Here is a 25,702-nt window from a genome sequence, read left to right as displayed (position 1 = left end):
GTCCGTCGAGGGAGTGCTGACGGACGAGCAGGTTCCGACCGGCCGCCGTCCCGGGCATGCGCGAGAGCGCTCACACTGCTGACGCCTGCGTTGCACGGGGGCGCAGACCTGGAACAATGACCCCATGACCGACACCGCATCGCGCCCTGACGCCCAGACCTCGATCCCCGATCGCCCCTCCCTCGAGGGCCTCGAGGAGAAGTGGGACGGCGTATGGAGCGAGCAGCAGCTCTACGCCTTCGATGAGGACACCACCCGTGACCAGGTGTTCAGCGTCGACACCCCGCCGCCCACGGCGTCGGGCTCGCTGCACATCGGTCACGTGTTCGGCTACTCGCAGGCCGACATGATCGTGCGCTACCAGCGCATGCGCGGCAAGAACTGCTTCTACCCGCTGGGCTGGGACGACAACGGCCTGCCCACCGAGCGCCGCGCCCAGAACTACTACGGGGTGCGCTGCGATCCCTCGCTGCCCTACGACCCGGACTTCACGCCCCCGATGGAGGGCGGCTCGAACAAGTCCTCCAAGGCTGCGAACCAGGTACCGATCTCCCGCCGCAACTTCATCGAGCTGTGCGAGAAGCTGACCACGATGGACGAGAAGTCCTTCGAGGAGGTCTTCCGCACCCTGGGTCTGTCGGTGGACTGGAACCACAGCTACCAGACGATCGACGCCCACTCCCGCGCCACCTCGCAGCGCGCCTTCCTCGAGAACCTCGAGGCCGGGCAGGCGTACCAGTCCGAGGCCCCCACCATGTGGGACGTCACCTATCGCACCGCCGTCGCGCAGGCGGAGCAGGAGGACCGCGACCGCGAGGGCGCCTACCACCGCATCGGCTTCACCCGCCCCGACGGCGAGAAGGTCTTCATCGAGACCACCCGCCCCGAGCTGCTCCCTGCCTGCGTGGCCCTGGTCGCCCACCCCGACGACGAGCGCTACCAGGACCTGTTCGGCACCACCGTCACCTCTCCCCTGTTCGGGGTGGAGGTGCCCGTGAAGGCGCACCCGCTGGCCCAGGCGGACAAGGGCGCCGGCATCGCGATGATCTGCACCTTCGGCGACTCCACCGACGTGATCTGGTGGCGCGAGCTGGAGCTGCCCACCCGCTCCGTCGTCGGCCGCGACGGCCGCTTCCTGCCCGAGGCGCCGTGGATCTCCACCGACGAGGGCCAGGCCGCCTACGCCGAGCTCGCGGGGCTGACCGTGTTCAGCGCGCAGAAGCGCGTGGTCGAGATGGTCACCGAGTCCGGCGACCTCGTCGGCGAGCCGAAGAAGATCTCCCACCCGGTGAAGTTCTACGAGAACGGCGACAAGCCGCTCGAGTTCGTCACCAGCCGCCAGTGGTACCTCACCAACGGCGGCCGCGACTCCTCCGAGGGCGGGCTGCGCGACGAGCTCATCGCCCGCGGCAAGGAGCTCACCTGGCACCCCGCCTACATGGAGTCCCGCTACCGCAACTGGGTGGAGGGCCTGGCCGGCGACTGGCTGATCTCCCGCCAGCGCTTCTACGGCGTGCCCTTCCCGGTCTGGTACGGCGTGGGCGAGGACGGCGAGACCGACTACGACACGGTGCTCACCCCGTCCGTCGACGAGCTCCCGATCGATCCGACGATCGACGTGCCGGCCGGCTTCACCGAGGAGCAGCGGGGCCAGGCCGGCGGTTTCGTCGCCGACCCCGACATCCTCGACACCTGGGCGACCTCGTCCCTGTCCCCGCAGCTCGCGGGCGGCTGGAATTCGGACGACGGGGAGGACGGGCTGTTCTCCAAGATCTTCCCCATGGACCTGCGCCCGCAGGGCCACGACATCATCCGCACCTGGCTGTTCTCCACGGTCGTGCGCTCCCACCTGCAGCAGGACGCGCTGCCGTGGAAGCACGCCTCGATCAACGGCTGGATCCTGGACCCCGACCGCAAGAAGATGTCGAAGTCCAAGGGCAACGTGGTCACCCCGATCGGCCTGCTGCAGCAGCACGGCTCCGACGGCGTGCGCTACTGGGCGGGCCGTGCGCGTCAGGGCGTGGACACCGCCTTCGACGAGGGGCAGATGAAGATCGGCCGACGCCTCGCGATCAAGATCCTCAACGCCTCGAAGTTCGCGCTCGGCTTCGGCGAGGCTCCCGCGGACCCGTCGGGCCGTCTCGCCGCGGATCCGGCGGCGGTCACCGATCCGCTGGACCGGGCGCTGCTCGCGCAGCTCGCGGACGTGGTCGACCAGGCCACCACCGCGAACGAGCACATGGACTACGCCCGTGCCCTCGAGGCCGTCGAGCCGTTCTTCTGGGCGTTCTGCGACGACTACATCGAGCTGGTCAAGGAGCGCGCCCACGGCAACTCCCCGGCCGGCGAGGCCGGTGCCGCCTCCGCGCGGGCGGCGCTCGCGATCGCGCTCGAGGTGCTGCTGCGCCTGTTCGCGCCGGTGATCGTGTTCGCGACCGAGGAGGTCTGGTCGTGGTGGCGCGGCGGCTCCGTGCACACCCAGCCCTGGCCGGAGTCCGCGCCGCTGCGCGAGGCCGCCCAGGGCCAGGACTCCGCGCTCGTGGACTCCGTCGCCCAGGCCGCGATCGTGGTGCGCCGCATCAAGTCCGACGCGAAGGTCTCCCAGAAGACCCCGATCCTCGCCGTGACCGTCGAGGCTCCCGAGGCGGCGCTCGCGCACCTCGAGGCCGCCGCGGCGGACCTCACGGCGCTCGGCCGGATCGAGAAGCTCGAGCTGGTCGCCGGGGCGGGCGAGGAGATCACCACCCGCGACGTCGAGCTGGGCGAGCCGCCGGTCAAGCAGCCGCGCAGCAAGGCCTGAACGACCGGACGCGGGAGGAGCGCGGGCCATGCAGATCCGCACGTACCGCTCCGGGGTCAACCGGATGTTCCTGTGGATGGGCGTGGCCCTCGTCGTGGTCGCGGTCCTGCTCTTCGGCGCGGTGCCGGTGCTCGGCTGGTCCCTCACGCGCAGCCCCGCCCTGCTCGGGATGCTGCTCGGCCTGCCGGTGTTCGGCCTCGCCGGGGCGGTGATGGCGCTGGTCGGGGCGCGGCGCCGCGTGCTCGTCGGACCGGACCGGGTGACCTGGTACGGGGTGCTCGGGGCCCCGAGCGTCGTCCTGTTCTCGGAGGTCGCCCACGTCGAGGTGCCCTCGGGGCGCCGGGGTCCCCGCGCCGTCGCGCTGCATCGCCGCGACGGCAGGGTGCAGGTGATCGGCGCGCTGGCCATGTCCTCGGGAGAGGGCGGCAACAGCGCGGACGGCGCCTACCGGGAGGCGGCGAGCGACCTCGTCGCCTCGCATGCCCGGTGGTGGGCGCTGGCCCGGGGCCCTCAGCAGGGACGGACGCCGGGACGACGCTGACCCGCCGCCGCTGACTGCAGGGCCTCGGAGCCGCGAGCGACCGCGAGGTGGCCGGCGGAGAGGCCGGTATCGCTCAGAACGGCCACTTGTCGGAGACGTAGTCCGTGGCCCCCTGGAACGCTCCGGAGGCGTCGCCGATCGCGTCGTCGATGTCGTAGTCGCCCGGGGTGAAGGTGTTCACGATCTGGTTCGGATGGACCGCCACGGTGGTGGAGCCGCCGAGCCCGAGCTCGACCGCGAGCGAACCGGCGACGCTGACGGAGATCTCGTCGGTGGAGATCGTCTGCCCCGCGCCCGCCCCGACCCCGTAGCCGGCCTTCTCGCTGATGGAGGTCGAGCCGGAGAACCATCCGCCGGGCGAGGTGGATTCGAAGGTCTGGGTCGCCTGCGCCCCGGCGAAGGCGCGGGCGTCGAAGCCCTGGCTGAAGCCGTTGACCTGACCGTCTTCGTTGCGCGTGACGTGCGAGTACGCGTTCGCGCTGGCGTTCGCGCCGGCGTAGAGGTCCTGCCGGATGGTCCCCGAATTGCCGAGCGGGCCGTCGACGGTGGCGTACTGCGAGGAATAGGCGCCGAGCCCGGCGCGGGCTCCGGCGGCGACGCCGTCCGGTCCGACGGTGCCTCCGGCCTCCGCGTAGCCCTCCGCCCCTACCCGGGCGCCGGCCTGGATCCCGGTCCCGAGAGGCCCGTCGAGGCGGTCGTCGATGCCGATCTCGGCGCTGCCCCGCGCACCGACGGTCCCGGTCACGTTGCCGTACGGATCGGTGGTGACGTTGGTGCCGGCGCTGTAGTCGTACCCCGCGTACCCGTCGAGGAATCCGTAGCTCTCGTCGATCTCGCGCCCGTCCCACAGCGAGTCGCCACCGGTGATCTGCTCGCCGATCGGTCGGTCGTCCCCGTACTTCGCGCCGCGCGAGGTGAAGCCGGGATCGCCGAAGAACTCCTGCGGCCCATCGCCGTCGCCGCCGGTGAACCAGTCCTCGAGGTCCTTGCGGAGGCGGTCGATGACGCCCGGGGTGAGGGGCAGCCCGGGGATCGGCGCGGGCAGGGGCATCAGCGGGCCCGGGAAGGGCATCGGGAACAGGTCGCGCAGGACGTCCAGCAGGCCGCCTCCGTCCCCGGCGGAGGCCTCGTCCTGCTCCTCGGCGTGGCGGCGGATCTCCTCGCCGCGGCCCTGGAGGTCCTCCGCCTTCGCGCGCAGGCCGGGCGCGATCACGCCGTGCCAGAGGGCGCGGAACGCCACCGCGTCCGGTCCCATCCACGGCACGGAGTCGATGAGCCGGGTGGTCGCGTCGGTGATCTCGTCGACCGTCCGCGATCCCTGCTCGAAGGCGGTCCCCTGCTGCCGCATCTGCTCCGTGTCGCCGCCCTGGAAGCCCGCCATCATCTCTCCCCCGAAGTCCTCGTGCGACCGGACCGTGTCCGGTCCTGCCCCCACCCCTCTGATCCTGTCGACCGAGCTGGGCACGGCGACGCAGCTCAGCATAGGCAGACCGCACGGCGTCGACCATGGGGAGCACTCCCCATCGGCGGGCCCCGGGGCCCGCCGTGCTGCCACGACGGCGAGCACGAGAGGTGACCGCGTGGAGCTCGTCGCCCCGCGCTAGGGTGGGCGGGCCGTCGTCCTCGACCAGCAGGGAGCTCCATGTGCACGCCGTGATCCGCAGCGCCGGCGCGCAGATCAACCTCGTCGTCGGCCCCATGGTCGCTCTGATCGGCGTGGCCGCGCTGCTCACCGGGGTCGTCCTGTCGATCGTGCTGGAGACGGCCTGGTTCCTGATGTTCCTGATCCCGGCGGCGATGGGGATCGGCGCCGGACTGCTCCTCCTCCGCGGCGCCCGCAGGTCCCGCCTGCAGATCGACCCGGAGGGCTTCACCTGGTGCGGGTTCGCCGGCGCGGAGCAGTCGCTGCGCTGGCAGGAGATCCACCAGCTGCTGCCGCCCCCGCCCGCGAGCCGACGGGTGGTCGCGATCGCGCAGCTGCGCGACGGACGCCAGGTCGAGGTGCGGGCGCTGTGGGAATCGCCGACCTCCCCGGCCGTGCTGCTCGGGCCCTCGGACCACAGCCGCGCCCAGAACACCCTGCTCGGCGCGCACCGCGCCTGGCTCGCCGGCCACCGCTGACGCCCGCGGCGCGGCAGAGCCCGCCCCTGGAGGTCAATGCTCCACCAGGCTGCGGCCGAGGCGGGCGGTGCACCCGGGCGCGTCACGGCCCGCGCTCAGCGCACGATCTCCCGGTGCCCGGCGTCCACGCGACGGGTCCAGCCGCGGCCGTCGAGATGCTCGAGCAGCGGGATCGCGACGCGGCGCGTCGTCCCCAGAGCCTGGCGGGCCTCGCTGGTGGTGAAGGGCTGCTCGAGCCGGGCCAGCTCCCGCATCGCGAGCGCGGGCGCGGCGGGCAGCAGCACGACCTCGTCGGGCAGCCGCAGCAGCCGGCCCTGCGCCGCGGCGGCGGCGAGCTCGCGGGCGCCGAGGCGGAGAGCGGCGAGGTCCTCGGCCTCCGGGGCGCGGAAGGGCGTCTCTGCGAGCCGTCGTTCGAGCTGTGTGACCCCGGACTCGGCGGCGCCGAGACCTGCGACGGCGGCAGGGTCCTTCACCCGGCCGGCCTCGAGCGTGAGACCGGCGGCGGCCATGACCGCGTCGAGCAGCTCCGGGGCGGGCAGCGCCAGCGCGTCGGCGGCGGCCTTGCGGGGCAGGCCGGCGGAGAGCGGATCGGCCTGCACGGCCTCGGCGACGAGGGCGGTCAGCATCTCCCGCCAGTCGGCGAGCGCCCGAGCGTCGACGAGCTGCTCGCCGCGGCGCTCCACCCCGTCGGGCAGCTCCTCGGGGACGGCGAGGCCGTAGCGGCGCAGCACCTGCTCGCTCACGGCGCCGCGGCGTGCGACCTCCCCGGCGAGGTCCCCGCCCGCGGGCATCGCCTCGAGCACGGCCTGGCGCCGGCGGCCGTCGCCGCGCCGCGCCGGGGCGGGCGGGTCGACGTCGAGGACGCGAACCCCGCTGCGCACAGCGTGGCTGCCGCTGCCGCGCAGCACGAGCGCATCGCCGACGGCCAACGGCAGCGGCCGCTCGAGGGTGAGCCGGGCATGCTCCTCGCCGAAGGGGCGCACCCGCGCGGTGACCTGGGCGGTGCCGAGGTGGGCGATCAGCTCGCCCGGGGCGCCCGCGAGGTCCTCGCCGGTGGTGCGGCGCACGTCGACCTGGGTGCTGAGGTGCCACGCCCCGGGGGTGATCAGCGCGTCGCCGCGACCGACCTGCTCCGCGTCGACACCGCGGAGGTTCACCGCGGCGCGGCTGACGGGGCCGAGCTCGGCGAGCCCTCCGCCGCGGGACTGCAGACCGCGGACCTGCACCTCGGTCCTTTGGTCTCCGGGCGCTGCGCCGCCGTGCGTGCCGATCAGCTCCAGCCGGTCCTCGCGGCACAGGGTGCCGGCGGCGAGGGTCCCGGTGATCACGGTGCCGGCGCCGGAGACGGTGAAGGCGCGGTCCACCCACAGCCGCACCCGCTGCCCGGGGTCGGGACGGCGTGCGGCGGCGACGAGCTCGTCGAGCTGCACGCGCAGCGCGTCCATCCCCTCCCCGGTCACGGCGGAGACCGCGAGAGCGGGCGCGGCGGCGAGTCCGGTGCCGGCGAGCTCCGTGCGGGCCTGGGCGATGACCTCCGGGACCCTGTCGGGAGCGAGGTCGGCGCGGGTGATCACGAGCAGGCCCTGGTCGATGCCGAGAGCGGCGACGGCGTCGCGGTGGTCGCTGGACTGCGCCTGCCAGCCCTCGTCGGCCGCGACGACGAAGCAGACGATGGGGGCGGGGCCGATGCCGGCGAGCATGTTGCCGAGGAACCGCTCGTGGCCGGGCACGTCGACGAAGGAGACCTCCTGGCCGGAGGGCAGGACGGTCCAGGCGAAACCGAGGTCGATCGTGAGGCCGCGCCGCTTCTCCTCGGCGAGGCGGTCCGGCTCGATGCCGGTCAGCGCGCGGATCAGGGTGGACTTGCCGTGGTCGACGTGCCCGGCGGTGGCGATGACCTGCATCATCGCGCAGGATCCTGAGCGGAGGCGTGCGCGGAGGCGTCCTCGGGGCGACGGCGGTTGTCGCGGTCGCGCAGCCGCTCCCGCGCCGCGGCGACGGCGCCGACCAGCGTGTCCTCGTGCTCGGCGGGCACGCAGCGCAGGTCCAGCAGGCAGGCGCTGCCCTGGACGGTGCCGACGACGGCCGGGTCCCCGGTGCGGAGCTCCGCGGCCAGCTCCTCCTCGAGCGCGATCGCCCAGCCGGGCAGCGGCACCTCGGCCCCTCCCCCGCCGCCGACGCGGCCGTCATGGGCGACGGTGCGGCCGCCGAGCCGGGCCGCGAGCGCGTCGGTCCGCTCCCGCAGCGTGTCCGGGTCCGTGCGCAGCGCCGCGAGGACGGGCGGGACGGGACCGGCGAGGGTCGCCTCGATCGCGGCGAGCGCGAGCTTGTCGGCGCGGACCGCACGGGCCAGCGGGTGTCGGGCGAGGCGCGCGATCACCTCGCGTCGGCCCAGCAGGATCCCGGCCTGCGGACCGCCGAGGAGCTTGTCGCCGCTGGTGATGACCACGTCGGCGCCCGCGGTGAGGGCCGAGGCGGCATCGGGCTCGTCGGGCAGCGCGGTCTCGGGGCGCAGCAGTCCCGAGCCGAGATCGGCGATCAGCGGCAGCCCGTGCTCGTGCGCGAGCGCTGCGAGCTCGGCGATCCCGACCTCGCTGGTGAAGCCCTCGATGCGGTAGTTGCTGGTGTGGACCTTGAGGATCGCGCCGACGGACGGCTCGTCCGCGGGAGCCGGCTGCGCGCCCGGCCCCGGGGCGGCGGCGCCCTGCTCCCCGCCGGCGCCGGCCGTGAGCGCCTCGCGGTAGTCGCTCGCATGGGTGCGGTTGGTGGTGCCGACCTCTCGCACCCGCGCCCCGGCGGAGGCGACGAGCTCCGCGAGCCGGAACCCGGCCCCGATCTCGACGAGCTCCCCGCGGCTCCACAGCACCTCGCGGCCCGCGGCGAGCGCGGTCGTGGCCAGCAGGAGGGCGGCCGCGCCGTTGTTCACCACGAGCGCGTCCTCCGCCGCGGGGCAGGCGGCCAGCAGCGCGGCCCGCGCGCCGGCGCCGCGGCGGGAGCGGGCGCCGGTGGCGAGGTCGAACTCGACGTCGGTGTACCCGGCGGCGTCCTGGACCGCCTGCCGGGCCGCGGCCGAGAGCGGGGCCCGGCCGAGGTTGGTGTGGACGATGACGCCGGTCGCGTTCAGCACCGGGCGCAGCGAGGAGGCGCTGTGCTCCCCGAGGGAGGCGAGCACCGCGGCGGCCACGTCCTCCGGGACGATCTCGCCGCGGCGGGCCCGGTCCTGGGCGGCGCGGACCAGGTCGTGCACCACGCGCTCCCCCATCGCGCCGCTCGCCGCGGCGACCTCGGGCAGGGCGAGCAGGCGATCCGTGCGCGGGATCCGCCGACGCGGGTCCTCCGCGTCGCTCGGGGACTGGGGCACGGGACCTCCTGCGCACGGGATCGGAGCGTCCGCCCGGCGGCGGACGGCAGACTTGGCGGAGGCGGACGGGAATCGAACCCGCCAGACCGAGATGCTCGGTCTCACCAGTTTTGAAGACTGGGGCGCCCACCAGGACACGTACGCCTCCGCGGGCGACGATATCACCGCCGGACCTGGGACGACGCTCGCCCTCCCCGGGCGGCCCGGGCTAGGGTCGGGCCATGAGCGACTCCCCCATCCAGCCCCTGGCCCGCCCCGAGATCCGCCTGACCACGATGGCGCACGGAGGCGGCTGCGCCTCGAAGATCCCGCCGGGCGAGCTCGAGGAGGTCGTCTCCTCCCTCGCCGGGCAGCAGTACGACCAGGTGATCGTGGGCCTGGACGACGGGGACGACGCCGCCGCCGTGCGGATCGGCGGGCCCGACGGCGACACGGCCGTGCTCTCCACCGCGGACTTCTTCACCCCCGTGGTCGACGACGCCCACGACTGGGGCCGGATCGCGGCCGCGAACGCGCTCAGCGACATCTACGCGATGGGCGGCGACCCCGTGGTCGCGATCAACCTCGTCGGCTGGCCCCGCGAGGTCCTGCCCTACGAGCTGCTGCAGGAGGTGCTCGCCGGCGGTCTCGCGATCGCGACGGAGGCCGGGGTGCCGGTCATCGGCGGGCACTCGGTCGACGATCCCGAGCCCAAGTACGGCATGGCCGTCACCGGCACCGCCCGCCCGGACCGTCTGCTGCGCAACGACGCCGCGGAGGCAGGCCTGCCGATCACGCTGACCAAGCCGCTCGGGGTGGGCCTGCTGAACAACCGCATGAAGTCCACCGGCGAGGCCTCCCCCGCCGCGGTCGAGGTGATGACGACCCTGAACCGGGACGCCTCGAAGGCCGCGCTCGAGGCCGGGGCGAGGGCCGCGACCGATGTGACGGGCTTCGGCCTGCTGGGCCACCTGTACAAGATGGGCCGCGCATCCGGGGTCGGGATGATCCTGGAACGGGCCGCGGTGCCGCTGGTCGACGGTGCGGCGGAGGCGCTGCGGGACGGGTTCGTCTCCGGCGGGACGCGGCGGAACCTCGAGTGGGTGCGCCATGCGGTCCAGACCGGGCCCGGCATCGACGAGGACGATCTGCTGCTGCTCGCCGACGCGCAGACCTCGGGCGGACTGCTGGTGATCGGCGAGGTGCCCGGGTATCCGGTGATCGGCGAGACCGTCCCCGGTGAGGGCATCCAGGTCCGCTGACTGCGCCCCCGGCCCGCCCGCTCAGCCGGCGGTGGTGATCGAGTCGTCGGTGATGCCGGCGGCGCGGCGCGCCGCCAGGCGCGCCTTCTGCGGCTCGATCACGCGGCGCGGATCCTTCACGGACTCGAGCCCGGCGTTCAGCACTCCGAAGCGGGTCAGGGCCGAGGCGGTCAGCAGGGCGGCGCCGCTCGCCGCCGCGATCACGCGGCTGCGCCCGCCGAGGAGCGTGCCGACGCCGCCCGCGATCGCGAGGCGCTCCGCCCAGGTCAGGAGCTTGCCCGGCGTCCCGGTCTCGAGCGGCTCCCGCTCCAGGGGATGCATCGTCTCCTTCATCAGGTGCATGCTCGCCACGTCCCCGGCGACCCCCGCGGCCGCGAGGAGCCGGGCGGGACCGGCCTCGGCGACAGGGGTGGTGACCATCGCGGCACCGCCGGCGGCGAGGCTCGCGGAGGAGGCGAAGAGGTACGGGAGGTGGCCGCGGCCGGCCTCCCAGGTGGGGACCACGGTGTTGCCCAGCAGCGCACCGGTGTACGAGGCGAGCAGCGGGGCGAGGGCGACCTGGCCGAGGGAGGCCGGTCCCTCGGCGGCCCGGAGCAGGGGGCGCAGCGCCCCGAGCGGGAGCTTCTCGCCTGCCAGGCGGTCGACCTCGAGGGCGCCGAGCACGCCGGACAGCGAGGCGAAGCCTCCCACCACCCAGGTGCCGAGGCTCATGGGGCTGGTGACCTTGACGGTGCGCATCATGTTCAGGAACCGCTCGGGGCGGCCGAGGTCCTCGATGAGCGCCAGCGTGCCGACACCGACGGTGCCGAGCGCCGTGAGGCGCGCGTTGCGACGGAGCACCGGGCGACCGGTGCACTGCGCCCCGAAGGCCAGCAGGCCCGAGCCGCCGGCGACGCCGCCGAGGAACAGGTAGACGGCGATCGGTGCCTTCCACGGCGGCGCCTTGACCACGGGCCGGCCGTAGTAGGAGTCGTACTGCTCGGACCGCTCGATCTCGACGTCCTCGACGACGGCGCCCTCGCGGGATCCGTCGCCCATCCCGACCTCGCCGAGGCCGCGGCGGCGTCGGCGCTTCCCTCCGCCGCGTCGGCGGGGCTTCTCCGGCGGACGGTCCGCGTCGTACTCGGTGATGCTCATCGACGCGCCCCCAGGAAGGACAGCGCGACGGCCGCGACCATCCCCGCGGCCGCGAGGCCGGTGCGGGCATAGAGCTTCGGCAGCGCCTTGGTGGGCACCTGTGGGTCCGGCGGGAGGCCGTACACCTCGGGCTCGTCCAGCAGCAGGAACACCGAGCCGGTGCCGCCCACGCCGTCCTTGGGGTTCGCGCCGTACAGCCGCGCCTCGGTCATGCCGCGCTCGTGCAGGTCCGCGACCCGCTGCTTCGCGTCGGCCGTGAGATCGGGGTGGTCGCCGAAGGTGATCGACTGCGTGGGGCAGGTGGCGGAGCAGGCGGGCTGCTCGCCGTCGACCAGCCGGTCGTAGCACAGCGTGCACTTGCTCGCGGTGTTGCGGCGGGGGTCCTCCTCCTCGCGCACGGCGAACGGGGAGACGGTCCCGTCGTCGCGGCGCTCGATGACGCCGAAGGGGCAGGCGCTCACGCAGGTGCCGCAGCCGTTGCACACGTCCTGCTGCACCACGACGGAGCCGTACTCGGAGCGGAAGATCGCACCGGTCGGGCAGACGTCCAGGCAGCCGGCGTTGGTGCAGTGCTTGCACACGTCCGAGGACATCAGCCAGCGGAACTCGGGGGTGTCCGGCGGAGTGCGGTCCACGTCCGAGAGATCACCGGCCGGGGTCGCGCCGCGCTTGCCCGAGGACTTCGGGCCGATCCCCGGCATGCCGAGGCTGACGAGCTTGCGCCCGGACTCCCGCGCCTCCTCGATCCGCTCCTGGCCCTGCTCGACGAAGGCGACATGGCGCCAGGTGTTCGCGCCGAGCTCGCCCGTGTTGTCGTAGCTCGAGCCGAGGATCTCGAGGTTGCCGTCGATCGGGTTGCGGTTCCACTCCTTGCACGCCACCTCGCAGGCCTTGCAGCCGATGCAGATGGAGGTGTCGGTGAAGAACCCCTTGCGCTCGTGGTCGTGGTCCCATCCCGCGTCCGCGGAGGGTCCTTCCGGTCCGGCGAGCAGGCTCATCGGTTCCTCATCTCCTTCATCGACGGCTCCCCCGTGGGCACGGCGGTGGCCTCCTCCGGACCGCGCACCTCGTGCGGGGTCCCGCCCGTGGCCGGGCCGGCACCGGGAGCACCCTCGGCCCCGTCGACCTGCGGGTGCAGCGCGGGGATCAGCCCGGCCCTGCGGCGGTACTCCTCGACCAGCTCCGCCCGCCCCGCTCCGCGGGGACGGCGCCCGGGCAGGATCGTGCACGAGTTGTTCTTGCTGTTCTGGATCTGGGTGTTGGCGTCGAGGTTCATCCCGATCAGGTCGTTCGCACCGTCGCCCTGCACCACCGCGGCGCTGCCGCGTCCCCAGTGGAACGGGAGGCCTATCTGGTGGACGGTGCGTCCTCCTACGTGGAGCGGGGTCATCCGCTCGGTGACCAGGACCTTCGCCTCGATCGCGTTGCGGGCCGAGATGATCGTCGCCCACCCGTAGGGCTCGAGCCCGATCTCTGCGGCGAGCTCCGGGGAGACCTCGCAGTACATCTCCGGCTGGAGCTCGGAGAGATAGGGCAGGAACCGGCTCATGCCGCCGGCGGTGTGGTGCTCGGTGATCCGGTAGGTGGTGAACACGTACGGGTACACCTCGCCGCCCGCGCCCATCGCGCCCGGGGAGCTGAGGTTGTCCTCGTCCCGGAAGGTGACGCGCGTGGGGTTGGACTGCTGGGGGTACAGCGGGTTGCGGATGTTCGACTCCGGCGACTCGTAATGGGTCGGCAACGGCCCGTCCACCATTCCGGTCGGCGCGAAGAGCCAACCGCGCCCGTCGGACTGCATCGTGAACGCATCGGTCCCCGTCAGCGCCGCCACGCCGCCCTTGCCCGGGTCCCCGGGGTCGTCGGGACGCTTCGTGGGCGGGAAGTCCGGCACGTCCTTCCCGGTCCATGTCCCGGTCTCCTCGTCCCACCAGACCCACTTCTTCCGCTCGCTCCACGGGCGGCCCTCGGGATCGGCGGAGGCGCGGTTGTAGAGGATCCGTCGGTTCGCGGGCCAGGCCCAGCCCCATTCGGCGGCGGTCTCGTCCTGCTCCTGACCGGGTGTCCGCTTCCGGGCACGGTTGATCCCGCCCGCGTAGACGCCGGAGTAGATCCAGCAGCCGCCGCTCGTGGAGCCGTCGTCCTTCATCTCCCCGAAGGAGGCCAGCGGCTGCCCGGCCCTCTCACCGGAGAGGTGGCGGCCGTTGATCTCGGCCAGGACCGCCTCGGCGTCCGGCTCGCCGTGCTCGTTGACAGGATAATCCCAGGTCAGTTCGAGGATCGGCCGGTCGCGGGGGTCGGAGGAGTCCTTGAGCTTCTCCCGCACGCGGCGTCCCAGCTCGTACATGAACTCGAGATCGCTCTTCGCGTCGCCCGGCGGCTCGACGGCCTGGTCGCGCCACTGCACCATGCGCTGGGTCTGCGTGAACGACCCGGCCTTCTCGGTGTGGTTCGCGGCCGGGAGGAAGAACATCTCGGTGCCGATCTGCTCCGGGGAGAGCTCCCCCGACTCGATCTCGGGTCCGTCCTTCCAGAAGGTCGCCGACTCGATCATGTAGAAGTCGCGCACCACCATCCACTTCAGGTGCGTCAGGCCCAGGCGCTGCATACGCCCGTTGGCCGAGCCGACAGCGGGGTTCTGGCCGAACAGGAAGTATCCGTCGACCCCGCCCTCGAGCATCCGCATGACGGTCTGGTACGTGCCGTGCGCGCCGGTGAGCCGGGGCAGGTGGTGATACGCCCAGTCGTTCTCGGCGGTGGCGTGCTTCCCCCACCAGGCCTTCAGCAGATTGATCGTGTAGATGTCCGCATTGGCCCAGAAGCCCTTCTGCTCCTTCTTTCCCACCAGTCGCGTGTACTCGTCGAAGTCGTCCTGTCCGGCCTTCGGCATCGGAAGGTAGCCGGGCAGGATGTGGTAGAGCGTCGGGATGTCGGTGGAGCCTTGGATGGTGGCGTGTCCGCGCAGCGCCATGATGCCGCCGCCGGGGCGTCCCATATTGCCCATGAGCAGCTGGAGGATGCCGGAGGTGCGGATCATCTGCGCACCGCCCTGGTGCTGGGTCCAGCCCAGCGCATAGGCGAACATCGTCGTCTTCTCACGGCCCGAGTTCTCCGCGATCGAACTCGCGAGGTACTCGAAGTCCTCCGGAGCGATGCCGCAGGTCTCCTGCACCATCTCCGGGGTGTAGCGCGCGTAGTGACGCTTCAGGATCTGGAAGACGGTGCGGGGGTGCTGCAGGGTCTCGTCCCGCTCGGGCAGGCCGCGCGCGATCGCGTCGGGATCACCCGCATACGCCCAGGTGGTGTTGTCGTAGGTGCCGGTCTCCGGGTCGTAGCCGGAGAACAGGCCGTCGAGGTCCTCGGGGTCGCCGTACGCCTCGGAGACGAGCGTCGAGGCGTTGGTGTACGCCTGCACGTACTCCTTGAAGTACAGCTCGTTCTCGAGCACGTGCCGGATCACGCCGCCGAGCAACACGATGTCCGTGCCGGTGCGGATCGGGATGTGCCGATCGGCGTTCGCGGAGGTGCGTGTGAACCGCGGGTCGACGTGGATGACCCGGGAGCCGCGCTTACGCGCCTCGACCACCCATTGGAAGGCGACCGGGTGGGCCTCGGCCATGTTCGAGCCCTCGATGACGATGAGGTCAGCGTTGGCGAAGTCCTGCACCGTGTTCGTGGCACCGCCACGACCGAACGAGGCTCCCAGACTGGGAACCGTGGCGGAGTGTCATATGCGGGCCTGGTTCTCCATCTGGATGGCGCCCGCGGCGGTGAAGAACTTCTTGATCAGATAGTTCTCCTCGTTGTCGATGGTCGCGCCGCCGAGGCTCGCGATGCCCATCGTCCGCCGGAGGGGGTTGCCGTGCTCGTCCTCGTCCTCCCAGTGCTTCCGGCGCGCCTCGAGGAAGCGGTCCGCGATCATGTCCATCGCGGTGTCGAGGTCGAGGTCCTCCCACTCGGTCCCGTAGGGGCGGCGGTAGCGGACCTTCGTCTGGCGCAGGTAGGAGTTCGCGAGCTGCTCGCTCGCGGCACCCTTCGGGCACAGCCGGCCCCGGGAGACCGGGGAGTCCGGGTTGCCCTCGATGTTGATGACGCGTCCGTCCTTGTGGAAGACGCGCTGGCTGCACCCGACGGCGCAGTACGGGCAGACGCTGTCGACGACACCGTCCGCCTCTGCGGTGCGCGGCATCGTGCTGCGGGTCCGCGGGGACGTGACGGCGGTGCCGCGTCCCGTCGGATCCGCCCCGCGAAGCTGCCGGATCACCGGCCAGTCGAGGAACGTCTTTCGAGCCATGTCCCCGATGCTATCAGCGGTTTCGGCCCGAAGGGCGGGGTCTGCGAGGTCCCGGCGCGGCTCGGGCGGGCAGACCCGCGGCCGACCGACCGGCAGGGCAACGCGGACCCGTCGGCGGGGCGGCGCGGACCCGCTGGGGGCGTCAGGCCCCGGCGGCGCCCTCGTCGCGGATCCGCTCATGGTGGCGGATCACCTCGGTGACGATGAAGCGCATGAACGCCTCGGCGAATGTCGGGTCCAGCCCCGCGTCGTCGGCGAGGGAGCGCAGACGCTCGATCTGCTGCTGCTCGCGGTCCGGATCCGCCGGCGGCAGGCCGTGCTCGGCCTTCAGCTGGCCCACGCGCTGGGTGTGGGAGAAGCGCTCGGCGAGCAGGTGCACGAGGGCGGCGTCGATGTTGTCGATGCTGCGCCGCTCCTCCCCCAGCAGCTCCCGGGCCCGGGCGACGTCCGCCTCGCGCGGCGCGCCCGCGTGACCGGATGCACTCATGCGGTGCGCTCCTGCCGGCCGCTGTCGTGCTCGCGGTCCGCGTCCTTGCCGGTGAGCATCAGGGGCGCCCGGCCCTCGGTCACCACTCCCTCGGTGATGACCACCTTGACCACGTCGTCCCGCGAGGGCACCTCGAACATGACCGGCTGGAGGGACTCCTCGAGGATGGCGCGCAGTCCGCGCGCGCCGGTCTCCCGCTCGACCGCCTTGTCCGCGATGGCCTCCAGGGCGCTCCGCTCGAAGTCGAGCTCGACGCCGTCCAGGGCGAACATCTTGCGGTACTGCTTCACCAGCGCGTTGCGCGGCTCGGTGAGGATCGTGATCAGCGCCTCCCGGTCGAGGTTCGAGACGCTCGTGATCACCGGCAGACGGCCGATGAACTCGGGGATCAGGCCGAACTTCAGCAGGTCCTCGGGCAGCAGCTTCGAGTACAGCGCCTCCTGCGCGAGCGGGGAGTGCAGCTCGGAGCCGAAGCCGATCCCGCGCTTGCCGATGCGGGAGCCGATGATGTCCTCGATGCCGGCGAAGGCGCCCGCCACGATGAACAGCACGTTCGTCGTGTCGATCTGGATGAACTCCTGATGGGGGTGCTTGCGCCCGCCCTGCGGCGGTACCGCCGCGACCGTGCCCTCGAGGATCTTCAGCAGCGCCTGCTGCACGCCCTCGCCGGAGACGTCACGGGTGATCGAGGGGTTCTCGGCCTTGCGGCCGATCTTGTCCACCTCGTCGATGTAGATGATGCCGCGCTCGGCCTTCTTCACGTCGTAGTCCGCGGCCTGCAGCAGCTTCAGCAGGATGTTCTCGACGTCCTCGCCGACGTAGCCGGCCTCGGTCAGCGCGGTGGCGTCCGCCATCGCGAAGGGGACGTCGAGCATCTTGGCGAGGGTCTGGGCGAGGTAGGTCTTGCCGCAGCCGGTGGGGCCCACCAGCATGACGTTGGACTTGGAGACCTCGATGTCCTCGTGGTCATCGCTCGCCTCCTCGGCGAGGGTCGCGGCGGCGCTCTTCGCGTTCGGAGCCGCCTGCGCGGCGTCCTGCGCACGCACGCGCTTGTAGTGGTTGTAGACCGCCACGGCGAGGGCGCGCTTGGCGGGCTCCTGGCCGACCACGTACTCCTCGAGGAAGTCGAAGATCTCGCGCGGGGCGGGCAGCGGGGCCTGCTCCTCGGCGGCGGGCTGCGCGGCCTGGATCTCCTCGGCGATGATCTCGTTGCACAGCTCGATGCACTCCTCGCAGATGTACACCCCCGGCCCTGAGATCAGGCGCTCGACCTGCTTCTGCGACTTGCCGCAGAAGGAGCACTTGAAAACGTCTCCGTTCTCGCTCGCACGTGCCACAGCTGTCCTCCTCCTCGGCGCTCAGGTCCGTCCAGCCTACCCGCCGCTCCTGGCGTGACCGCGCAGGCTCGCTGTGGGCAGAACGACGGCCCCGCCGAAGCGGGGCCGTCGTGGTCGATCGTCGTGCGGCGGAGCCGTCGCGGCGGCCCGCCGACGCGTCAGCGCCCGAGCGCCGGACGCGGCTCCTTGCGGGAGGTGAGCACCTGGTCGACCAGGCCGTACTCGAGGGCGCCCTGCGCGGTGAGGATCTTGTCGCGCTCGATGTCGGCGCTCACCTGCTCCTTGGTGCGGCCCGAGTGGTGGGCGAGGGTCTCCTCGAGCCACTCGCGCATGCGCATGATCTCGTTGGCCTGGATCTCGAGGTCGGAGGCCTGGCCGCCGCCGCCCTCGCCGCCCATCGCGGGCTGGTGGATGAGGATGCGCGCGTTCGGGAGCGCGAGCCGCTTGCCGGGGGCGCCGGCCGCGAGCAGCACGGCGGCGGCGGAGGCCGCCTGGCCCAGGCACACGGTGGTGATCTCGGGCTTGATGTACTGCATCGTGTCGTAGATCGCGGTCAGCGCGGTGAACGAGCCGCCGGGGCTGTTGATGTACAGCGTGATGTCGCGGTCCGGGTCCTGGGACTCGAGCACGAGCAGCTGCGCCATCACGTCGTCGGCCGAGGCGTCGTCCACCTGCACGCCGAGGAAGATGATGCGGTCGTCGAAGAGCTTGGTGTAGGGGTCCTGGCGCTTGAAGCCGTAGGGCGTGCGCTCCTCGTACTGGGGCAGCACGTAGCGGGAGGTCGGCATCTGAGTGGCGGCGGCGGGCTGCGCGCCGGCCTGGGCCATGGGCAGCGCGCCGATGGTGCGGGGATCGAAGGTCACGGGGTCTCCTGGTCTCGAAGGTGTCGGAAGGTTCTGGAGGGGGCGATCAGCTGTCGGTGCCGCCGCCGCCCGTGACGTCGCCGGAGCCGGCGACGATCTTGTCGATGAAGCCGTACTCCAGGGCCTCCGCCGCCGTGAACCAGTGGTCGCGGTCGGAGTCGGCGTGGATCTGCTCGACGCTCTTGCCGGTCTGCTCGGCGATCAGCTCGGCGAGCTGGTTCTTCATCGAGAGGATGAGGTCGGCCTGGATGCGGATGTCGGTGGCGGTGCCGCCGAGGCCGCCGAGCGGCTGGTGCATGAGCACGCGAGTGTGCGGGGTCGCGTAGCGCTTGCCCTTCGTGCCGGAGGAGAGCAGGAACTGGCCCATCGAGGCCGCCATGCCCATGCCGACGGTCACGATGTCCGGCTTGACGAACTTCATCGTGTCGTAGATGGCCATGCCCGCGGTGATCGAGCCGCCGGGGCTGTTGATGTAGAGGTAGATGTCCTTGTCCGGGTCCTCGGCGGCCAGGAGCAGGATCTTGGCGCAGATCGCGTTGGCGTTCTCGTCGCGGACCTCCGAGCCGAGCCACACGATGCGCTCGCGCAGAAGGCGCTGGTAGACGTTGTCGTCGAGGCCCATCGGGGAATCGCCGGCCGCGTCACGGGGCGCGGAGGGCTGGCTGCTCTGCGGGGTCTGAGAGGTCACGGGGGCTCCTTGATCGCGGGAATCGTCGATGCGTCGACTCTAGGCGCTGGGCGGGAGGGTGACGGGCCCTGTTCGCCGCAGGCGCACTGGCGCGGCGCCGCAGCCCCTGTGGCGCCCCGCCCCCGGGTTCGTCAAGGTGGGGTGAGAGTCGGTCACGACTTCCTGCCGATCTGTAAAAACAGACAAAGAGCGTTATCCGGGTCTGCCAAGCGCCTTCAGACGGGCGCCGGAATGCTCTTACCTTGAAGTCACCGCCCCGACCCCAGAGGTCACGACATCCCGCAGGAATGCCCCCGGCCCCCGGTCGGGATCGGAAGGAACTCCCGCTCATCATGGCTCAGCACAACTCCCACCGTCTCCCCGGCCGCGCCCAGCTCCCCACCCGCCAGGCCGGCACCGCGGCTCGCGGGCTCGGCGGCGCCGCCGTCCTCGGCACCGTCGTCCTCGGCACCGCCTTCACCGGCGCCTCGGCCCAGGCCGCGCCCGCCGCCCCGAGCGCCCCGGCCGCTCCGGCCGCCGCCGCTCCGGCCACGGCCGACGCGGCCCCCTCGGTCGCCCCGTCGGCCGCCTTGAACTCCACCCAGAAGCTCCGCTGGGGCTCCCGCGGCGGCGCCGTGCAGGAGCTGCAGTCGGCGCTGAACTCGAACGGCGCGGGCCTCGCGGTCGACGGCGTGTTCGGCAAGCGCACCCACGCGGCGGTCAAGGACTACCAGTCCTCCAAGGGCCTCCAGGTCGACGGGGTCGTCGGCCCGAAGACCCGCGCCGCCCTCAACGGCGGCGTCTCCACCGGCGGCGCCTCCGCCCCCTCCTCGAGCGCTTCGAGCTCCTCCTCCGGCTCCTCCAGCACCATCGTGAACGCGGCCCGCTCCGCCGTGGGCACCCCCTACTCCTGGGGCGGCTCCTCCCTCGGCGGCATGGACTGCTCGGGCCTCGTGAACTACGCCTACAAGGCCGCCGGCATCTCGCTGCCGCGCACCTCCGGCCAGATCGCCAACGGCGGCCGCTGGATCTCCCAGTCGCAGGCCCAGCCCGGCGACATCGTCGCCTGGTCCGGCCACGTCGCGATCTACGCCGGCAACGGCCAGATCATCGACGCCTCCGGCTCGAAGCAGCGCGTCGTCGAGCGCTCCATCTGGGGCAACCCGATCGGCTTCGTCACCTACCGCTGAGCCACCGGCTCCTCGGCCCACGGCCCGGCTCCCCTCGCGGGAGCCGGGCCGTGCCCGTTCATCCGGCCCCGCTCGATCCGGCCGCTGCGCCGCTCCCCGCCGTCCCGCGGGGACGGTAGAGGCGGCCGAATCCCGCCTCCGCGCCCGGGATGGTCCCGACCAGCTCCCAGTCGATCCGCCGCCCGCCGGGCGCCGAGAAGGCGCGCGTCCCGTCGCCGAGCATCACCGGCGCGGAGAAGATCTGCAGCTCGTCGACGAGGTCGAGCTCGAGGGTCTGGCGGGCGATGTCGGCGCTGATGATCTGCACGTCCTTGCCGTCCGCGAGCTCGTGGGCGCGACGGATCGCCTCGGCCACGTCGACGTCCAGGGCGGTCACCGAGGGATCGCCGGCGAGCTCCTCGGGCCGATGGGTCAGCACGATCTCGACCCCGTCCCAGGCCCCGCCGTAGGCCTCGGAGGTCAGCTCGCCGCGCTCGGCCGCCTGCGCGACCGCGGCGTCGTAGCCGCGCCGGCCGGAGATGATCACGCCGACGGGTTCGGCGAGCCGCGCCACGACCTCGCCGCCCATGGGCGGGCAGGCCTCGAGCCAGGCCATGTCGTGCTCGGGCCCCGTGATGAAGCCGTCGAGCGAGGCGGTGAACCCCCAGGTGGCCCTGCCCTGCGGGGCCTGCGTGCCGGCCGTGGCCGCGGCGGGGTCGTCGGGACGGTCGGGTCGGTGCGGTGCCATGGGTCGCTCCCGGGCGTCGGCGGTCCCCGGCGCTCGCCGGGACGGGCAGTCCCCCACCGACGCCGACGGGCCGCCACCCCCGGAAGGGGTGACGGCCCGTTCGATCTGCCGCGCGGGGCGTGACCCCGTCAGCGGCGGAGGGTCATTCGGCGGACTCGTCCGCGGCGGACTCGTCCTTCGCCGACGCCTTCTTGGCGGCCGGCTTCTTGGCGGGGGCCTTCTTGGCCGGAGCCTTCTTCGCGGCGGGCTTCTCGGACTCCGCGTCCTCGGCGGACTCGTCGGCGGCGGCCTCGTCGGCCGCAGCGGCCTTCTTGGCCGGAGCCTTCTTGGCCGGGGCCTTCTTGGCCGGGGCGTTCTTCGCGGCGGGCTTCTCCTCGGCGTCCTCGGCCTGCTCGGCGTCGTCGGCCTCCTCGGCCTTCAGGCCGAGGTCGAGCACGTCGCCCTTCGCGTTCTTGACGGTGACGTCGGCGAGGACCACGTCGAGCGCCTTGGAGCGCTGCACCTCGGCGAAGATCTGCTCGAGCTGGCCGGACTGGGCGAGCATCTGCAGCAGCTGGTTCGACTCGATGCCGTACTGCGCGGAGAGCTGCGTCATGTAGCTCATGAGGTCGTTCTGGTCGACGTCGACCTGGCGGGTGCCGTTGATCTCGTCGAGCACGAACTGGGCGCGGATCGCCTTCTCGGTGTCCTCGCGGATCTCCTCGCCGTGCGGGTCGCCGGCCTCCTTGCCCTCGTTCTGCAGGTGGGTGAGGATCTCGTCCTCGACCAGCTGCTCGGGCACGGGGATCTCGAGCTCCTCGAGGAGCTTCTCGAGCAGGGCGTTGCGGGCGAGCGCCACGCGGTTGCCCTCGGCGTCCTTCTCGGCCTGGACCTTGAGGTCCTCCTTGAGCTCGTCGATGGTGTCGAACTCGGAGGCCATCTCGGCGAACTCGTCGTCGGCCTCAGGCAGCTCGCGCACCTTCACGGACTGCGCGGTGACCTTGACCTGCGCCTCCTCGCCCGCGCGGTCGCCGCCGGCGAGCTTCGAGACGAAGGTGGTGGACTCCTCGGCGGACAGGCCGATGAGCGCCTCGTCGAGGCCCTCGAGCATGTTGCCCTCGCCGATGCGGTAGGAGACGCCCTCGACGGACTCGATCTCCTCGTCGTCGATGGTGGCGATCATGTCGACGGAGACGAAGTCGCCGTCCTCGGCCGGGCGGTCCACGCCCACGAGGGTGCCGAAGCGCTCGCGCAGCTCGTCCAGGCGCACCTGGACGGCGTCGGCGTCGACCTCGGGCTCCTCGATCTCGACCTCGTAGGAGGCGAAGTCGGGCAGCTCGATCTCGGGGCGGACGTCCTGCTCGACGGTGAAGAGCAGGTTGCCCTCCTCGGAGCCGTCCAGGCCCGGCACCTCGGTGACCTCGACCTCGGGGCGGCCGACGGGCTTGAGCTCCGCCTCGGCCGCGGCCTGCTGGTAGAAGTCGGGCAGGGCGTCGTTGACGGCCTCCTGCATGATCGCGGGGCGGCCGAAGCGCTGCTCGACGAGCTTGGAGGGGACCTTGCCCTTGCGGAAGCCGGGGATCTGCACCTGATCGGCGATCTTCGTGGTGGCCGCCTCGACGGCGGGCTTGAGCTCGTCGAAGGGCACCTCGACGGTGAGCTTCACCCGGGTGGGGCTGAGCTTCTCGGACTCGGTCTTCACTGGTCAGGTCTCCCTGTAGATGGACATCGGATGGACGATTCTGGTGGCGCCCCGGAGCTCGCGCGGCGGCGACCCGGCGGCGGAGTCGGGGTGACAGGATTTGAACCTGCGACTTCCCGCTCCCAAAGCGGGTGCTCTACCAAGCTGAGCTACACCCCGGAGGGCAACCCAGGGGATATTACCCGTTCCGCCCGTGCGGCGGCGGGGAGCGCCCGGGGCCCTGTGAGCAGATGCATGTCGTCCCGGCCACGCCGGATGTGCTCGGACGGCTCTGATCTGGTTCAATAGGGGCCGCATGCGGGCGTAGCTCAATGGTAGAGCCTCAGTCTTCCAAACTGATTACGCGGGTTCGATTCCCGTCGCCCGCTCCAGCACCCGGGCCGCATCCTTCCTGTTCAGGGGGTGCGGCCCGGCTCTCGTCCGGGCTCGCGCCCTCGCGAGTTCCTCCCACCGCGCCACAGCCCCTTCCGGCAGGGCGGAGCCTCCAGCACGGACGTCGCCCGCCGGGCTGGGCGGATCTCACGTCGACGCCGCCTGCTCCCGTACGGCCTGCGTGACACGATGGGGCGATGACCGCGCCCCCGAGCTCCGCACCGTTCCGCTTCCTCGTCGCCGCGCGCTACGCGGGGATGGAGTCCTCCCCGCTCAAGGACATCTTCGCCCTCGCCGCCCGCGAGGACGTGGCCTCCTTCGCCGGCGGCATCCCGGACCCGGAGCTGTTCGCGCTCGAGGAGGTCACCGCCTGCTACGACTGGGTGCTCGCCCAGCAGGGTCATCGCGCGCTGCAGTACGGGGTCAGCGAGGGCGAGCTCGAGCTGCGCGAGCAGGCCGCGCGCCGCGTCTCGCGCGACCTCCCCACCGACGCCTCGCAGATCCGCGTCACGTCCGGCTCCCAGGAGGGGCTGTTCGTCGTCGCCCAGGCCCTGCTCGAGCCGGGTGACGTGGTGCTGGTGGAGTCCCCGACCTATCTCGCCGCGGTCCAGGCCTTCTCGGTGCACGGCGCGCGGATGATCGGGGTGGACACCGACGACGACGGCGTGATCCCCGAGGCGCTCGAGGAGGCGATCCGCACCCACCACCCGCGGATGGTGTACCTGATCCCCACGTTCCAGAACCCGACCGGGCGCACGATGCCGCTCGAGCGACGCCAGGCGGTCGCCGAGGTGCTGCAGCGCACCGACGTGCCGCTGATCGAGGACGATCCCTACGGCGCCCTGAGCTTCACCGGCAGCACCTGGGCGCCGATCGCGGCGCTGCCCGGCATGGCCGAGCGGACGATCCTGCTGAACTCGATGAGCAAGCTGATGAGCCCCGGCGTGCGCATCGGCTGGATGCGCGCGGAGGGCCCGGTCCTGGACACCCTCGCCGTGGCGAAGGCCGCGATCTCGATGCAGTCCTCCGTGGTGGACCAGCTGATGGTCGCCCGCTATCTCGAGACCGTGGACCTCGACGCCCACGTCGCCCGGGTCAGCGCCGTCTACCGCGAGCGGCGCGACGCGATGTCCGCGGCGATCGCCCCGGTGCTGCCGGACGGAGCGCACGTGACCCGTCCCGAGGGCGGGATGTTCCTGTGGGCCGCGCTCGGCGAGGGCTACGACGCGCAGGAGATGCTCGCCGACGCCGTCGAGGCCGGGGTCGCCTATCTGCCCGGCTGGTCCTTCTACGCCGACCATGCGGACCGCTCCACGATGCGGCTCAGCTTCGTCACCCACTCCCCCGCCGTGATCGAGGACGCCGTCGCCCGCCTCGGCGAGGTCATCGCCGCGCACCGCGCCTGAGCCGGCGCCCGACGGCACGTCCTCCGACGCGCTGTGCCGCGCCCGGACACGGAGGGCGCGGCGACAGGGCAGAAGCGTCAGATCGGCTTCTGCCACCGCAGCGTCGAGCGGAAGCCCTCGCGCCGGTGCAGCACCGCCCCGGGGAGGATCTCCCGGGCCCGCTCGCGCAGCTCTCCGTGCGACCAGGCCGGGTCCTGGACCGGGATGCTCGGCCCCGGGACGGGATCCCGCACGGGGCGCGGATGCTTCACGAGCCCGATCAGCGGGTTCGACAGCGCATCGCCGATGTCCCACAGCAGGTCGAGGCGCGTGCGGGGCACGGTGAGGGTGACCACGAGCAGACGCCCGCCGGGACGCAGCAGGTCGCGGGCCTGGGCGACGGCCGGCTCGAGCTCCATGTGGTGGAGGGAGGCGATCATGGTCAGCGCGTCGTAGTGCCCTCCCGCCCCCTCGGCCCGCAGTGTCTCGGCATGCGCCACGAGTGCGCGCCGGCGGATCGTGACGCCGTCGAGGTCACGGCACCGCTCGGCGGCGACGAGCGCCATCCGGGGGTCGGGGTCGATGCCGTCGACCTGCGCGACGCGCCCCGCCAGGGCGCGCACGAGGTCGCCGCGTCCGCAGCCGACGTCGAGGACCCGCGCCGCCCCCGGCGGCAGCGAACGCAGCACCCAGCGGTGGAAATGGGCGTTGTGGTCCCAGGGATGGCGCGCGTTCAGGCGGTGCAGAACCCGTTCCGCCCCGCGGATCACGGGGTTCGGCGTCGTGCGGATGTCCACCTCTCGCCTCCTCTCATGCCTGCAGCTCCCGCAGGCGTCGTCGGGTCAGCAGAACGAGCAGGCCGACGAGCGCGGCCGCGGTGAGGAGCACGGCCCCGGGGCCGGAGGGGAGCACGAGCAGCAGCGCCGCGGCGCCCAGCAGCGGCACGACGACGGCGTCGGCCTGCCAGGCCAGCATGACCAGCACCGACAGGTCCCCCTGAGGGGTCGGGATCGGAGTGGCGAGCGCGAGCGGCATGGTGCCCTTCGCCGCCTCCCAGGCCCGTGCGGCGAGGACCGTGGCGGCCACGGCGACGGGCAGCAGCACGGAACCGCTCCCCGCCCCGCCGCCCACGACCGCGGCGAGCGTCCCGCCGAGCACGCCGAGCGCCACCAGGAGCAGCCCGGGCGCGGCGGCGTGGAGCAACAGCTGCGTCCCCGCGCGCTGACCGAGCAGGGGCGGGGCACCGAGGGTGTGCACCCCGTGACGGATCCCGTCGACGAAGGCTCCCGCCCCGGTCCGCAGCGCGAGGGCGCCCAGCAGCAGCGCCGTCCAGGCCGCCGGCCCCGGCAGCAGCGGCGCCCCGCCCAGAGCGACGGCGCCGAGCAGCACCGCGAGCGCGCCGCCCGCGCACCGGTCGGGCGTGCGCAGCCAGGCGACCGCGTCCCGTCGCGCGTACAGCAGCACCGTCGGGCCCCCGCCGATCGCCCGCAGACGACGGCCC

At 72.7% G+C, this 25,702-nt stretch carries 19 protein-coding genes, 3 tRNA genes and 1 pseudogene; 7 read left to right on the top strand and 16 right to left on the bottom strand.

Going from position 1 to position 25,702, the window contains the following annotated elements; all coding sequences use genetic code 11:
• Nucleotides 1–124: 124 nt before the first annotated feature.
• Nucleotides 125–2,800 (top strand): valine--tRNA ligase, encoded by a 2,676-nt coding sequence (gene valS / locus Y09_RS09230; protein WP_053917452.1) that lies wholly within the window; start codon nt 125–127, stop codon nt 2,798–2,800.
• A gap of 28 nt (nt 2,801–2,828) precedes the next feature.
• Entirely contained in the window at nt 2,829–3,341 is a 513-nt protein-coding gene (locus tag Y09_RS09225) for a hypothetical protein (RefSeq protein WP_010551303.1), read from the top strand.
• A gap of 73 nt (nt 3,342–3,414) precedes the next feature.
• Here Y09_RS09225 and Y09_RS09220 read toward each other — a convergent pair whose 3' ends face one another.
• Nucleotides 3,415–4,776, bottom strand: coding sequence for a hypothetical protein (locus Y09_RS09220; RefSeq protein ID WP_148639597.1), 1,362 nt, complete (start codon nt 4,774–4,776; stop codon nt 3,415–3,417).
• Between the two features lie 209 nt (nt 4,777–4,985).
• On the opposite strand from Y09_RS09220, the gene Y09_RS09215 reads away from it, so the two are divergent.
• Complete coding sequence (locus tag Y09_RS09215) at nt 4,986–5,462, top strand: hypothetical protein (RefSeq protein WP_053917450.1); 477 nt, start codon at nt 4,986–4,988, stop codon at nt 5,460–5,462.
• 95 nt (nt 5,463–5,557) lie between these two features.
• Here Y09_RS09215 and Y09_RS09210 read toward each other — a convergent pair whose 3' ends face one another.
• The 3 genes from Y09_RS09210 to Y09_RS09200 form a co-directional block, all read right to left on the bottom strand.
• A complete protein-coding gene (locus tag Y09_RS09210; protein WP_053917497.1) occupies nt 5,558–7,366 on the bottom strand; it encodes a SelB C-terminal domain-containing protein in 1,809 nt (602 codons plus the stop codon).
• The gene (locus Y09_RS09205; RefSeq protein ID WP_053917449.1) at nt 7,366–8,823 is read right to left on the bottom strand and encodes an L-seryl-tRNA(Sec) selenium transferase; all 1,458 of its coding nucleotides are present in this window, start codon (nt 8,821–8,823) and stop codon (nt 7,366–7,368) included. Before Y09_RS09205 ends, Y09_RS09210 begins: the two co-directional genes overlap by 1 nt.
• 53 nt (nt 8,824–8,876) lie before the next feature.
• Nucleotides 8,877–8,971: transfer RNA gene (locus tag Y09_RS09200), tRNA-Sec, on the bottom strand.
• A gap of 73 nt (nt 8,972–9,044) precedes the next feature.
• Here Y09_RS09200 and selD point away from each other — a divergent pair.
• On the top strand, nt 9,045–10,064 hold the full coding sequence (gene selD, locus Y09_RS09195) for a selenide, water dikinase SelD (protein ID WP_053917448.1): 1,020 nt from the start codon (nt 9,045–9,047) through the stop codon (nt 10,062–10,064).
• Between the two features lie 21 nt (nt 10,065–10,085).
• Here selD and nrfD read toward each other — a convergent pair whose 3' ends face one another.
• The 7 genes from nrfD to Y09_RS09155 form a co-directional block, all read right to left on the bottom strand.
• Entirely contained in the window at nt 10,086–11,201 is a 1,116-nt protein-coding gene (nrfD, locus tag Y09_RS09190) for an NrfD/PsrC family molybdoenzyme membrane anchor subunit (RefSeq protein WP_053917447.1), read from the bottom strand.
• Nucleotides 11,198–12,199, bottom strand: coding sequence for a 4Fe-4S dicluster domain-containing protein (locus Y09_RS09185; protein ID WP_010551296.1), 1,002 nt, complete (start codon nt 12,197–12,199; stop codon nt 11,198–11,200). The genes nrfD and Y09_RS09185 overlap by 4 nt, the downstream gene beginning before the upstream one ends.
• The gene (gene fdnG, locus Y09_RS09180) at nt 12,196–15,492 is read right to left on the bottom strand and encodes a formate dehydrogenase-N subunit alpha (RefSeq protein ID WP_234695685.1); all 3,297 of its coding nucleotides are present in this window, start codon (nt 15,490–15,492) and stop codon (nt 12,196–12,198) included. Before fdnG ends, Y09_RS09185 begins: the two co-directional genes overlap by 4 nt.
• Nucleotides 15,493–15,634: 142 nt before the next feature.
• Nucleotides 15,635–15,979 (bottom strand): chorismate mutase, encoded by a 345-nt coding sequence (locus tag Y09_RS09170; RefSeq protein WP_053917444.1) that lies wholly within the window; start codon nt 15,977–15,979, stop codon nt 15,635–15,637.
• Nucleotides 15,976–17,316 carry an ATP-dependent Clp protease ATP-binding subunit ClpX gene (clpX, locus tag Y09_RS09165; protein ID WP_053917443.1) on the bottom strand — a complete coding sequence of 447 codons (1,341 nt, stop codon included), beginning with the start codon at nt 17,314–17,316 and terminating at the stop codon, nt 15,976–15,978. The genes Y09_RS09170 and clpX overlap by 4 nt, the downstream gene beginning before the upstream one ends.
• Before the next feature lie 158 nt (nt 17,317–17,474).
• Nucleotides 17,475–18,143, bottom strand: a complete 669-nt coding sequence (locus Y09_RS09160) for an ATP-dependent Clp protease proteolytic subunit (RefSeq protein WP_053917496.1) — start codon at nt 18,141–18,143, stop codon at nt 17,475–17,477.
• Between the two features lie 82 nt (nt 18,144–18,225).
• On the bottom strand, nt 18,226–18,801 hold the full coding sequence (locus Y09_RS09155) for an ATP-dependent Clp protease proteolytic subunit (RefSeq protein WP_050815762.1): 576 nt from the start codon (nt 18,799–18,801) through the stop codon (nt 18,226–18,228).
• A 398-nt stretch (nt 18,802–19,199) separates the two neighbouring features.
• Here Y09_RS09155 and Y09_RS09150 point away from each other — a divergent pair, with 398 nt between their 5' ends.
• Nucleotides 19,200–20,036, top strand: a complete 837-nt coding sequence (locus Y09_RS09150; RefSeq protein WP_010551289.1) for a C40 family peptidase — start codon at nt 19,200–19,202, stop codon at nt 20,034–20,036.
• 58 nt (nt 20,037–20,094) lie between these two features.
• Here Y09_RS09150 and Y09_RS09145 read toward each other — a convergent pair whose 3' ends face one another.
• The 3 genes from Y09_RS09145 to Y09_RS09135 form a co-directional block, all read right to left on the bottom strand.
• On the bottom strand, nt 20,095–20,763 hold the full coding sequence (locus Y09_RS09145) for a dihydrofolate reductase family protein (protein WP_053917442.1): 669 nt from the start codon (nt 20,761–20,763) through the stop codon (nt 20,095–20,097).
• A 142-nt stretch (nt 20,764–20,905) separates the two neighbouring features.
• Nucleotides 20,906–22,444 (bottom strand): trigger factor, encoded by a 1,539-nt coding sequence (tig, locus tag Y09_RS09140; protein WP_053917441.1) that lies wholly within the window; start codon nt 22,442–22,444, stop codon nt 20,906–20,908.
• Nucleotides 22,445–22,529: 85 nt separating this feature from the next.
• Nucleotides 22,530–22,603: transfer RNA gene (locus Y09_RS09135), tRNA-Pro, on the bottom strand.
• Between the two features lie 138 nt (nt 22,604–22,741).
• On the opposite strand from Y09_RS09135, the gene Y09_RS09130 reads away from it, so the two are divergent.
• Nucleotides 22,742–22,815, top strand: a tRNA-Gly gene (locus Y09_RS09130).
• 198 nt (nt 22,816–23,013) lie between these two features.
• Nucleotides 23,014–24,222: a PLP-dependent aminotransferase family protein gene (locus Y09_RS09125; RefSeq protein WP_053917440.1), complete on the top strand. Its 1,209-nt coding sequence runs from the start codon at nt 23,014–23,016 to the stop codon at nt 24,220–24,222.
• Nucleotides 24,223–24,299: 77 nt separating this feature from the next.
• Here the strand turns inward: Y09_RS09125 and Y09_RS09120 are convergent, their stop codons facing one another.
• Nucleotides 24,300–24,998, bottom strand: a complete 699-nt coding sequence (locus Y09_RS09120) for a bifunctional 2-polyprenyl-6-hydroxyphenol methylase/3-demethylubiquinol 3-O-methyltransferase UbiG (RefSeq protein WP_053917439.1) — start codon at nt 24,996–24,998, stop codon at nt 24,300–24,302.
• Between the two features lie 13 nt (nt 24,999–25,011).
• Nucleotides 25,012–25,702: pseudogene (locus Y09_RS17520) on the bottom strand (hypothetical protein); the annotation flags it as partial.

It is taken from the genome of Brachybacterium sp. SW0106-09, from assembly GCF_001293905.1.
GTDB classification, from domain to species: Bacteria; Actinomycetota; Actinomycetes; order Actinomycetales; family Dermabacteraceae; genus Brachybacterium; species Brachybacterium conglomeratum.
The sequence above is the reverse complement of the archived record's forward strand: the minus strand, read 5'-3'. Positions and strand labels throughout refer to the sequence as shown.